This is a genomic window from Actinosynnema sp. NPDC059335, assembly GCF_042752395.1.
Taxonomy (GTDB): Bacteria; Actinomycetota; Actinomycetes; order Mycobacteriales; family Pseudonocardiaceae; genus Actinosynnema.
The window spans coordinates 1,571-13,193 of the sequence record NZ_JBHYXZ010000164.1; the positions used below are offsets into that span (position 1 = coordinate 1,571).

At 73.5% G+C, this 11,623-nt stretch carries 11 protein-coding genes; 10 read left to right on the forward strand and 1 reads right to left on the reverse strand.

The genetic code is table 11. The features are described from left to right. Positions 1–327: 327 nt before the first annotated feature. The 10 genes from ACFXGA_RS33750 to ACFXGA_RS33795 all read left to right on the forward strand — a co-directional run bounded on the left by ACFXGA_RS33750 (position 328) and on the right by ACFXGA_RS33795 (position 9,874). Positions 328–1,686 carry a DUF4389 domain-containing protein gene (locus tag ACFXGA_RS33750; RefSeq protein ID WP_378095072.1) on the forward strand — a complete coding sequence of 453 codons (1,359 nt, stop codon included), beginning with the start codon at positions 328–330 and terminating at the stop codon, positions 1,684–1,686. Then, positions 1,679–2,356: a CBS domain-containing protein gene (locus ACFXGA_RS33755; protein ID WP_378095074.1), complete on the forward strand. Its 678-nt coding sequence runs from the start codon at positions 1,679–1,681 to the stop codon at positions 2,354–2,356. Before ACFXGA_RS33750 ends, ACFXGA_RS33755 begins: the two co-directional genes overlap by 8 nt. Positions 2,357–2,360: 4 nt before the next feature. Then, positions 2,361–2,501 carry a hypothetical protein gene (locus tag ACFXGA_RS33760; RefSeq protein WP_378095076.1) on the forward strand — a complete coding sequence of 47 codons (141 nt, stop codon included), beginning with the start codon at positions 2,361–2,363 and terminating at the stop codon, positions 2,499–2,501. Further along, entirely contained in the window at positions 2,498–3,352 is an 855-nt protein-coding gene (locus tag ACFXGA_RS33765) for a universal stress protein (RefSeq protein ID WP_378095078.1), read from the forward strand. The genes ACFXGA_RS33760 and ACFXGA_RS33765 overlap by 4 nt, the downstream gene beginning before the upstream one ends. Beyond that, complete coding sequence (locus tag ACFXGA_RS33770) at positions 3,352–3,873, forward strand: flavodoxin domain-containing protein (protein WP_378095080.1); 522 nt, start codon at positions 3,352–3,354, stop codon at positions 3,871–3,873. Before ACFXGA_RS33765 ends, ACFXGA_RS33770 begins: the two co-directional genes overlap by 1 nt. Positions 3,874–4,078: 205 nt before the next feature. After that, complete coding sequence (locus ACFXGA_RS33775) at positions 4,079–4,306, forward strand: hypothetical protein (RefSeq protein ID WP_378095082.1); 228 nt, start codon at positions 4,079–4,081, stop codon at positions 4,304–4,306. Positions 4,307–4,436: 130 nt separating this feature from the next. After that, positions 4,437–6,794, forward strand: coding sequence for a phosphoketolase (locus ACFXGA_RS33780; protein ID WP_378095084.1), 2,358 nt, complete (start codon positions 4,437–4,439; stop codon positions 6,792–6,794). Beyond that, positions 6,794–7,843 (forward strand): acetate/propionate family kinase, encoded by a 1,050-nt coding sequence (locus ACFXGA_RS33785; protein WP_378095086.1) that lies wholly within the window; start codon positions 6,794–6,796, stop codon positions 7,841–7,843. The genes ACFXGA_RS33780 and ACFXGA_RS33785 overlap by 1 nt, the downstream gene beginning before the upstream one ends. Before the next feature lie 91 nt (positions 7,844–7,934). Then, a complete protein-coding gene (locus ACFXGA_RS33790) occupies positions 7,935–8,270 on the forward strand; it encodes an ArsR/SmtB family transcription factor (protein WP_378095088.1) in 336 nt (111 codons plus the stop codon). Then, complete coding sequence (locus ACFXGA_RS33795; protein WP_378095090.1) at positions 8,267–9,874, forward strand: SulP family inorganic anion transporter; 1,608 nt, start codon at positions 8,267–8,269, stop codon at positions 9,872–9,874. Before ACFXGA_RS33790 ends, ACFXGA_RS33795 begins: the two co-directional genes overlap by 4 nt. A 99-nt stretch (positions 9,875–9,973) precedes the next feature. Here the strand turns inward: ACFXGA_RS33795 and ACFXGA_RS33800 are convergent, their stop codons facing one another. Beyond that, a complete protein-coding gene (locus ACFXGA_RS33800; RefSeq protein ID WP_378095092.1) occupies positions 9,974–11,011 on the reverse strand; it encodes a zinc-dependent alcohol dehydrogenase family protein in 1,038 nt (345 codons plus the stop codon). Between the last annotated feature and the right edge of the window lie 612 nt (positions 11,012–11,623).

Consider the following 11,623-nt stretch of genomic DNA (forward strand, 5'->3'; position numbering starts at 1 on the left):
GCCCCCGCCCCGGGGCCCGGCCGTCGCCACGCCGCGCTGCCCCCGCGGGCGGCCCCCGGGGCCGCGGTCGCCCCCGCGGCGCGGCGACGTGCCCGCCGGCGGTGCGGTCCCGGTCCGGGTGGGCGCCACAGCTGCGCCGGCGCGCGTACCGCTCACCGCCGAGGGCGTGGTCGTCGCGGCGGCGGCGGTCGTGATGGGCGCCTGGGTCGCCCTGGGTGGGTCCCTGGCGCTCGCGTACGTCGTGCTGAGGTCGGCGCACGCCGGTCCCCGGCGCCGACCGGGTGACATGGGGCGGGCCGCTGCCGGGCCCGGTTGGAGGAGATGGGCATGACCACCTATCCCGTTCGTGTGCGCGGAAGGTTGGATCCGGCGCTCAGTCGTTGGCTGTGGCTGGTCAAGTGGCTGCTGGTGATCCCGCACTACGTGGTGCTGGCCCTGCTGTGGGTGGCGTTCGCGGTGGTGGGGGTGGTCGCCTTCGTCGCGATCCTGGTCACCGGTCGTTACCCGCGTCCGCTGTTCGACTTCGCGCTCGGCGTGCTGCGCTGGACGTGGCGGGTCGCGTACTACTCGTTCGGCGCGTTGGCGACCGACCGCTACCCGCCGTTCAGCCTCGGCGAGGAACCCGACTACCCGGCGACCCTGGACATCGCCTACCCCGAGCGGCTCTCGCGCGGCCTGGTGCTGGTGAAGTGGCTGCTGGCCATCCCGCACCTGCTCATCGTCGGCGTGTTCCTCGGCGGTGGCGGCTACGTCGCGTTCCGGGCCGGGGAGTGGGCGTTCAGCCCGGCCGGTGGGCTGGTCGGTCTGCTCGTGCTGATCGCGGGCGTGGTGCTGCTGGTCACCGGCCGCTACCCGCGCGGCGTGTTCGACTTCGTGCTGGGCATGGACCGCTGGGCGCTGCGCGTCGCGGCCTACGTGGGTCTGATGACCGACGCCTACCCGCCCCTCCGGTTCGACACCGGCGGCGACGAGCCCGGCGTCGCGACCGTCGACGCGCCCCCGCGGCGACCACCGCGGACCGGCATCGCCAACCGCGTCGTCGCGGTCGTGATGGGCGTCCTGCTCCTCCTCGTAGGGGTTCTGGTCTCGGCCGCCGGGTCGTTGGGGCTGTGGGCCGACCGGAACCAGCGCGACGCGACCGGCGCGGTCGCGGCGCCCGCCCGCGTCCTGCGCACCGACGGCTACGCGGTGGAACTCGCCACCGCCGACGTGGAGTGGGCGGGCGCCGGGCGGCTGGTGGGCGAGGACTGGCTCGGCGACATCGTGCTCCGGGTCGACCCCGAGGCGTTCGTCGGCATCGGTCCGGCCGCCGACGTCGAGCGTTACCTGTCCGGTGTGGACCACGACCGGGTGACCGGCTTGGGCGACCGGGTCGACTACCGGCACAGCGCCGGCACCGCCCCGCCCACCGCCCCGGATTCCCAGTTGTTCTGGGTTTCGTCGGGTCACGGGAGTCTCACCTGGACCGCGCGACCCGGCGACTGGACCGCCGTGGTGATGAACCCGGACGGCTCGCGGGGCGTCGCGACGTCCGTCGTGGCGACGGCGACGTTGCCCGCGCTCGCCCCGGCCGGGTGGGCGTTGCTGGGCGTCGGCGTGGTGGTGCTGGTGCTCGGCGGCGGGCTGGTGCTCTTCGCCGTCACCCGACCCTTGCCGACCACGACCGAAGGAGAGATCGATGCGTGAACCGGATGTGGCCTCGCTGATGACCCGCGTGGTGGTCGGCGCCCGGCCGGGAACCCCGTTCAAGGAGGTCGCCGCGATGGTGACCGACGGGGCGTTCAGCGCCGTGCCGGTGCTGGACACCGACGGCCGCCCGATCGGCGTGGTGTCCGAAGCAGACCTGCTGCCCAAGGAGGAGTACCGCGGCGGCACCGAACCCGGTCCGTCGGTGCTCGCCGGGCGTGGGGCGAAGCAGCGCTGGCGCCAGGCCCACGGCGTGACCGCGGCCGACGTGATGACCACCCCGGTCGCCACCATCGGCCCGGACGAGCCCGCGAGCGCCGCCGCGCGCGAACTGGCCGCCCGGAACGTGCGCCGGCTGTTCGTCGTGGACACCGGCGGCAGGCTGGTCGGTGTCCTCTCGCGCCGCGACCTGCTGCGGGTCTTCCTGCGCACGGACGAGGAGTTGCGCCGGGAGGTGGCCGACCGGGTGGTGCGCCGGGCGCTGTGGCTGGATCCCGCGGCGGTGACCGTCGAGGTCGTCGACGGCGTGGTCACGCTGCGCGGGCACGTCGAGCGGCGCAGCGAGGCCGACATCGCGGTCCGGCTGACCCGCGCGATGCCGGGCGTGGTCCAGGTGACCGACGACCTGTCCTACGACTGGGACGACAACACCGGCCACCGGGTCGGGTGACGGGATGACCGCCCCGACGGAACTCCCCGGCCGCGGCCCGACCACGGTCGGACGACCCACGACCGGCGTCCTCGCGCACCGGCGTGCCGGGGTGGAGGAGGACTCGTGGACGCGGACGCCGGACACCGACCAGGAGGCGTTGTGAACGGGACAGTGGTGGTGGGGGTCGACGGGTCGGACTCGGCGCTCGACGCCGTGCGGTGGGCGGCGGAGCGGGCGCGGACCGGCGGGGCGCGGCTGCGCCTGGTCCACGCCGAGACGCCGCTGGTGGGTGAGGTCGCCGAACTCGACGGGCGAACCCGCGTCGCCCTGCACGACCAGGCGTCGCAGTGGGTGCGGGAGGCCGCCGACGCCGCCCGGGACGTCGACCCCGACGTGCGGCTCGACGTGCGCCTGCAAGTCGCCGACCCCGTGCCGCTGCTGCTGGCGGAGTCGATCGACGCCGATCTCCTGGTGCTCGGGTCGCGCGGACTGGGAGGGTTCACGTCGCTGCTGCTGGGTTCGACGGCGATAGCGGTGACCGACCACGGCGGTTGCCCGGTGGTGGTGGTCCGCGGATCGGGTGGGACCGGACCGGTCGTGTGCGGGGTGGAGGAGGAGAACCCCGCCGTGCTCGACCGTGCCTTCGAGGAGGCGTCGGCTCGCGGCGTGCCGCTGGTCGCGGTGCGCGCCTGGCACGCGCCACCCGGTCCGTTGGCCCATGCGGCGGGCGTCGACCTGGCCGAACGCGACGCGCAGGAGGGCCGCAAGCTCGCCCGACACCTGGGGCCATGGCGCGAGGAGTACCCGGATGTCGCCGTGGAACCGGTGGTCGCCCGGGGCAACGCGGCCCGGGCGCTGGTCGAGCGTGCCCGGGACGCCGCGCTGCTCGTCGTCGGCTGCCACGGCCGCGGCACGCTGTCCGGATTGCTGCCGGGCTCCACCACACACGCGCTGCTGCACCACGCGCCGTGCCCCGTGCTGGTGGTCCGGGCGACGGGGAGGGAGGAGCGGTGATGCGCGTGCTGGTGGCTTACGCGACGGCGGAGGGCTCGACGGCGGGTGTGGCCGAGCGGATCGGTGCGGTGCTGCGCAACGCCGGTCACCAGGTCGCCGTGCGTCCCGTCGAGGGGATCGACGCGATCCGGGACTACGACGCCGTGGTGCTCGGCAGCGCGGTGCACGACCAGCAGTGGCTGCCCGCGGCGACCGCCTTCCTGGCGCGGGAGCGCCTGGCGCTGGCCGGTCGGCCGCTGTGGGCGTTCAGCGTGGGCATGCCCGACGCGTTCCGGGGCCGTCCGCGCCAGTGGGTGCTCACCGAGGCCGACGACCTGCTCGACGACCTCCTGCTGCACGTCGAGCCGAAGGACCACCGGCTGTTCTCCGGCGTCACCCGACCCGCGCAGTTCGCGTGGTGGCGCCGCCCGGTGTTCCGCCTGGCAGGCGGGCGCTACGGCGATTTCCGGGACTGGGCGGCCATCGACGGCTGGGCACGGTCGATCGTCCACGCCCTCGCCGGCACGCCCGCCGAGGGCTGACCGCAGCCGTCCCGCACGAGCGCGGGCAGCCGCCGCGATCGGGGGCGGACCGCCGGACTGCCGCGGCCGTGTGCGGCTCGCCCGCGTGCCGACCTCCGGTGCCGGAAGGCCCTCGTCCAACGCGTCCATGGTCCTCCCGGATCCACTTCCTCCGCTCCTACCGCCGGCATCGCGACCGGGCGAACCATGGGGACGGCGGAAGGAGATGAGTGACGTGGATTACACGGCGAGGCACAAGGCGATGTTGAAGGCGATCGGGGAGGGACGCGGCCGACTGGTCGGCGGCACCCACCCGAACCTGACGATCGACGGGCTCTGGTGCGACTTCACCGCGACCAACGACCTGGTGGACCACGGGCTCGTCCGGTCGGTCAGCCACGCCGCGTCGTTGACACCGTCCGGGCACGTGGTGCTGGCCCTGCTGACCGCGTGAACCCCGGGTCCGTCGAACCGGATGTCAGGGTCGAAGGTCCCGACCGGGTCGGGGACCGCGTGCCCTGGGGCTGGATCGGTTCCGGCGGCAGCCTTGATCGCAGCACCCCGACACAGGCAGGAGACGCGAGATGTCGCAGTCCGGTCCGATCGACCTCGACCTGGTCGACGCCTATTGGCGCGCCGCGAACTACCTGTCGGCAGGTCAGATCTACCTGCTCGACAACCCCCTGCTCACCGACCCGCTCACCCCGGAGCACATCAAGCCCCGCCTGCTGGGGCACTGGGGGACCACGCCGGGCCTGAACTTCCTGTACGCCCACCTGAACCGCGTGATCAACGACCGGTCGGCGAACGTGCTGTTCGTGACCGGTCCCGGGCACGGCGGTCCGGCGTTGCTGGCGAACACCTGGCTGGAGGGCAGCTACAGCGAGACGCACCCGAACGTGCCGCGGGACGGCGAGGGGATGCGCACGTTGTTCCGCCAGTTCTCCTTCCCCGGCGGTGTGCCCAGCCACGTGGCCCCGGAGGTGCCCGGGTCCATCCACGAGGGTGGTGAGCTGGGGTACTCGCTGGCGCACGCGTTCGGCGCGGCGTTCGACAACCCGGACCTGGTGGTGGCGTGCGTGGTGGGTGACGGCGAGGCCGAGACCGGTCCGCTGGCGGCGAGCTGGCACGGCACGAAGTTCCTCGACCCGGCGCACGACGGCGCGGTGCTGCCGATCCTGCACCTCAACGGCTACAAGATCGCCAATCCGACGATCCTGGCGCGCATGCCGCGCGAGGAGCTGGACTCGCTGCTGCGCGGCTACGGCTACGCCCCCCACTACGTGGAGGGCGACGACCCGGCGGTGCTGCACCCGCGCATGGCGGAGGTCTTCGACGAGGTGTTCGACGAGATCGGGCGCATCCAGGAGGCGGCCCGCGCCGGAGACACCGAGCGTCCGCGCTGGCCGATGATCGTGCTGCGCACGCCGAAGGGCTGGACCGGTCCGTCCGAAGTGGACGGTCTGCCGGTCGAGGGCACCTGGCGTTCCCACCAGGTCCCGCTCGCCGGGGTGCGCGACGACCCCGGGCACCTGGCCCTGCTGGAGGACTGGCTGCGGTCCTACCGGCCGGAGGAGCTGTTCGACACCGACGGCAGCCCGAAGGCGGAGCTGCTGGAACTGTCCCCGCGCGGTGGGTTGCGCATGGGCGCGACCCCGCACGCCAACGGCGGTCTGCTGCTGCGCGACCTGCGCATGCCCGGCACGGCCCCGTACGCGGTGGAGGTGGTCAAGCACGGCACGACCGGTTCGGAGCCGATGCGCGTGCTGGGCCGGATGCTGCGCGAGGTGATCACGCTCAACGCGTCGCAGCGCAACTTCCGCGTGTTCGGGCCGGACGAGACCGCCTCCAACCGGCTGGACGCGGTGTTCGAGGTGACCGCGAGGCAGTGGCTGGCCGAGCGGCTGCCGACCGACGAGCACCTGGGCACGCAGGGCCGCGTGGTGGAGGTGCTGTCCGAGCACCTGTGCCAGGGCTTCCTGGAGGGTTACCTGCTGACCGGGCGGCACGGGGTGTTCAACTGCTACGAGGCGTTCATCCACATCGTGGACTCGATGTTCAACCAGCACGCCAAGTGGCTCAAGACGCACCGGCACATCGACTGGCGGCGTCCGGTGGCGTCGCTGAACTACCTGCTGTCCTCGCACGTGTGGCGGCAGGACCACAACGGCTTCTCCCACCAGGACCCCGGCTTCATCGACCACGTGATGAACAAGAAGGCCGAGGTCGTGCGCGTCTACCTGCCGCCGGACACCAACACGCTGCTGTCGGTGGCCGACCACTGCCTGCGCAGCCGCGACTACGTCAACGTCGTCGTCGCCGGCAAGAACGTCACCCCGGACTGGCTGTCGCCCGAGGAGGCGGCGTTGCACTGCGCCCGCGGCGCGGGGATGTGGGAATGGGCGGGCACGGACGACGGCCTGGCCGAACCGGACGTGGTGCTGGCCTGCGCCGGCGACGCGCCCACGTTGGAGGTCATGGCCGCCACGGCGCTGCTGCGCGAGCACCTGCCCGAGCTGAAGGTCCGGGTGGTCAACGTGGTCGACCTGATGCGCCTGCAACCGGAGACCGAGCACCCGCACGGCATGCCCGACCGCGAGTTCGACGCCCTGTTCACCCCGGACAAGCCGGTCATCTTCGCCTACCACGGCTACCCGTGGCTGATCCACCGCCTGACCTACCGCCGCACCAACCACTACAACATCCACGTGCGCGGCTACAAGGAGGAGGGCACCACCACCACGCCCTTCGACATGCTGGTGCTCAACGACATGGACCGGTATCGGCTGGTCATCGACGTCATCGACCGCGTTCCGGGGCTGGGGGTCGAGGCGGCGGTCCTGCGCCAGCGGATGCAGGACCAGCGCACCCGCCACCACGCCCACATCCGGGAGCACGGCGAGGACCTGCCCGAGATCCGCGACTGGACCTGGTCCTACTGATGGACGTGCTCGTGGTCAACGCGGGCTCGTCGAGCCTGAAGCTGAGCGTGCTGGGCGAGGACGACACCGTCCTCGCCCGGCACCACGTCGAGCGGTGGGACGGCACGCCCGACCTCGACCTCGACCTGCCGCCCGTGGACGCCGTGGGCCACCGCGTCGTCCACGGCGGCACCCGCTTCACCGAGCCGACCGTGCTGGACGATCCGGCGCGGCGCGGAGTCGAGGAGCTGACCGAACTCGCCCCGCTGCACCAGCCCCGCGCGCTGGCCGGCATCGACGCGGCGGTGAAGCTGTTCCCGGACGTGCCGCACGTGGCCTGCTTCGACACCGCCTTCCACCACACCCTGCCCGCCGCCGCGTCCACCCACCCGCTGCCGCGGGAGTGGCGGGAGCGCTGGGACCTGCGCCGCTACGGCTTCCACGGCCTGTCCCACTCCTACGCCTCGCGTCGGGCGGTGCGGCTGGCGGGCGGCGGGAGGCGCGTGGTGACCTGCCACCTCGGCGCGGGCTGCTCCCTGGCCGCCGTGCACGACGGCCGCTCGGTCGACACCACCATGGGGTTCACCCCGATGGGCGGCGTGCCGATGGCCACCCGCCCCGGTGACCTGGACCCCGGCCTCGTGCTGTGGTTGCGGGAGCGGCTCGGCCGCGACGAGGTCACCGACGGGATGGACCACCGCTCCGGCCTGCTCGGGCTGGCCGGTCACGCCGACCTGCGCGACGTGCGCCGGGTGGCCGCCGCGGGCGATCCGACCGCCCGCCTGGCCCTGGACGTGCTGGTCCACCGCCTGCGCCAGGGCATCGCCGCCATGACCGCCTCGCTGGGCGGCCTGGACGTGCTGGTCTTCACCGGCGGTGTTGGTGAGCACGACGCGGAATTGCGCGCCCGCGTGGTCGAGGGCCTGGCGTTCCTCGGCGTGACCGTGGACGACGACGCCAACCTCGCCGCCTCGGGTGACGCCGCGATCGGGGCCGGGGTGTGGGTGGTCACCGCGCGCGAGGACGTCGAGATCGCGGCCGGCGCCAGGAGTGCCCTGGCGGTGCGGTGACCGGAGCGGAAGGTCCGCCACCTCCCTCGGCGCAGTTGCACTGTTGTAGAGTTGAAGAAGTTTTCAACTCCACACGTCACAGGAGTCCGTCGTGCCCCTTCCGCTGCACCAGGCCAAGGCGGAGTTCTTCCGGATGCTCGGGCACCCCGTGCGGATCAGGGTGCTCGAACTGCTCCAGGACGGTCCCAAGCCGGTGCGCGACCTGCTGGCGGACATCGGGATCGAGGCGTCGAGCCTGTCGGCCCAGCTGGCGGTGCTGCGCCGCTCGGGGATCGTCACGGCGACCCGCGACGGCACGACCGTGGTGTACGCGCTGACCACCGACGACCTGGCCGAGCTGCTGCGCGTGGCGCGACGGGTCCTCACCGGGCTGCTGGCCGGGCAGAACGAGCTGCTGGCGATGTTGCGCGAGGAGGAGCGGGCGTGACGACGTTCCTGCCGGCCCGGTCGGACTGGGTCGGCGCGACCCGGCGCGACCTGCTCGCCGGGGTGACGGTGGCGATCGTGGCCCTGCCGCTGGCCCTCGGGTTCGGTGTCGCCTCCGGCCTGGGCGCGGCCTCCGGCCTGATCACGGCCGTCGTCGCCGGCGCGCTGGCCGCGGTGTTCGGCGGCTCCAGCCTCCAGGTGTCCGGGCCCACCGGCGCGATGACCGTGGTCCTGGTGCCGATCGTCGCGCGTCACGGCGTGGACGGCGTGCTGACCGTCGGCCTGCTCGCGGGCGTCCTGCTGGTGGTGCTCGCGGTGGCCCGTGCGGGCCGCTACATGCGGTACGTGCCCGTGCCGGTCGTGGAGGGCTTCACGATCGGCATCGCGGCGGTGATCGCGTTGCAGCAGGTGCCCGCGGCCCTGGGGGTGTCCACGCCCGACGAGGAGCACGTGGTGCTCGCCGCGGTCGCCGCGTTCACCGACTTCGTCGCCGCGCCGCGCTGGGAGGCCGTCGCCTTGGCGGGCGGAGTCGCCCTGGTGATGCTGGTCGGCGCCAGGTGGCGGCCCGGCGTGCCGTTCTCCCTGCCCGCGGTCGTCGTGGCGACCCTCGTCACGCAGTGGGCGGCGCTGCCCGTGGCCACGATCGGGGCGCTGCCGACGGCCCTGCCCGCACCGTCGCTGGGGTTCCTGGACCTCGGCGCGCTGTGGTCGCTGCTGCCGTCGGCGGTGGCGGTGGCCGCGCTCGCCGCCCTGGAGAGCCTGCTCTCGGCCGCGGTCGCCGACGGGATGAGCGTCAACCAGCGCCACGACCCCGACCGGGAGCTGTTCGGCCAGGGCCTGGCCAACCTCGTCGCGCCGCTGTTCGGCGGCGTGCCCGCCACCGCGGCCATCGCGCGCACGGCGGTCAACGTCCGCTCCGGCGCGACCTCCCGGCTCGCCGCCCTCACCCACGCCGTCGTGCTGCTGTTGATCGTCCTGGTCGCCGCGCCGTGGGTGGCCGGCGTCCCGCTCGCGGTGCTCGCCGGTGTGCTGCTGGCCACGGCGGTCCGGATGGTCGAGGTCGGCTCGGTGCGCGCCCTGGCCCGCGCCGGCCGCCCCGACTTCGCGGTGCTGGCGCTGACCGCCGTGGCGACGCTCGCGCTGGACCTCGTCACCGCCGTCATCGTCGGCCTCGTGCTCGCCGGTGTGTTCGCCCTGCGCGCGGTGTCGCGGACCGCGCGCCTGCAGGAGGTGCCCCTGGAACCCGGCGACCACCGCGAGGAGGAACGGGCGCTGCTCGCACAGCACATCGTCGCCTACCGCCTCGACGGCCCGCTGCTGTTCGCCGCCGCCCACCGCTTCCTGCTGGAGCTGACCGAGATCGCCCCGGTGGCGGTGGTGATCCTGCGCATGTCCCGGCTGTCCGCCGTGGACGCCACCGGCGCGCAGGTCCTGCGCGACGCCGTGCGCCGCCTGGAACACCGGGGCATCACCGTCCTGGTTTCCGGCGTGCGCGACGAACACCGGCGCGCGCTGGACGCGCTGGACCTGCCCGTGTTCGACCACACACCCGACGCCATCGACCACGCCCGCACCCTCCTGCGCGAGCGCGACCTGCTGCCCTGATCGTCCCCGGTGGCTCAGGCGGGAACCGCGGGCGTGGTCCGGTCGGAAGCCCGGACCGGGCTCACGCCGTGGTCGGCCGGTGCGGTCGGCGATCGGCGGTCACCGCGTCAGCACCACCTTCAACGCGCCGGTCTCTCCTGCCCGCGCGAACACGTCGTAGGCGAGGTCCATCTCGTCCAGCGCGAAGTGGTGGGTGGCGAACCGGGCCGCGTCGAGCCGCCCGCCGGCCAGCATCGTCAGCAGCGTGGGGGTGGTGACCGTGTCGACCAGGCCGGTGGTGATGGTGGCGTTGCGGATCCACAGGTGTTCCAGGTGCAGGGTGGCGGGTTTGCCGTGCACGCCGACGTTCGCGACCCGTCCGCCGGGGCGGATGAGCCGGGTGCACAGCTCGAAGGTCTCGGGCACGCCCACCGCCTCGATCGCGACGTCCGCGCCCATCCCCCCGGTCAACTCGAAGACGACCCGCTCGACGTCCTCGGCCGCGTTCACGGTGACGTCCGCGCCGAACTGCTTGGCCGCGTCGAGTCGTGTCGGCGCGAGGTCGACCGCGACCACGAGGCCGGGGCTGAACAGCTTCGCCGTCTCCACCGCGGCCAGCCCGATCGGGCCCGCGCCGACCACCGCCACGACCTGACCGGGTCGGACCCCGCCGTTGAGCACGCCGACCTCGTAGGCGGTGGGCAGGATGTCCGACAGCATGACCGCCGCTCCGTCCGGCACCGCCTCGGGCAGCCGGTGGGTCGAGGTGTCGGCGAACGGCACCCGCACGTACTCCGCGTGCGTGCCGTCCACGGTGTGGCCGAGGATCCAGCCGCCACCGCCGAGGCACTGCCCGTACACCCCGGTCCGGCAGTACGAGCACCGCCCGCACGCGCTGATGCACGACACCAGCACCCGGTCGCCCGGCTTGATCGCGGTGACCGCCGCCCCGACCCGCTCCACCACGCCCACACCCTCGTGGCCCAGCACCCGGCCGGGCTCCACCTCGGGCACGTCGCCCTTGAGGATGTGCAGGTCCGTGCCGCAGATCGTGGCCGCCGTGATCCGCACGACCGCGTCGGTCGGCTCCACCGGTTCCGGGTCGGGCACGTCCTCCCACTCCCGTCGGCCGGGGCCGTGGAAAACCATCGCCTTCATCGCGTCCTCCTTGCCTGGTGTTCAACCTCAACCGTGCTTCGCCGGTCGGGCAGGAGGCAGTGCCATAGGTCCCGGGCGGCCGGGGCGCAAGGTGGTCCCGGCACGGGACCTGTGGCGCCGCGCCCGTGTTCGGCGAGCCGGGAGGCCCGTGCCCGTGTGCCGATCGCCGTTTGATGCGCTGAACGCCGTCCGGGACGACGCGGTGGTGGTCTCGTTGCCCGGCTGCGGCGTGGTCGCCGCCGAGCACGGACCAGCTGATGTGGTGGCTGCGCCGGTACGGCGTTGCATGGGCCGGTGCGGCGTATCCGGTCGAGGTGACCGAAGCCTCGCACGTGGAGCCGGGATCCCTCGTCCGGTCCGGTCCTCGCGGCACGTGCTCCGGACACCGTACTCCGGTCGCAACGGGTTACTCCGACGGCAGTCGATACCACGGCCGGGTGCGCAGTCCTGCGGGTGGATCCCTGACGAATCGGACCCGAAATCCTTCTCCGGGAACCTCGATCCGGTAATCCCGGATACTCGATTCGGTCGAGTCGGCATGTGCGGGAGGTGGGGGGGGGGGCGGCGGCCCCCCGCGCGAACCCCACCCCCCCCGCAACACACACAACGCCC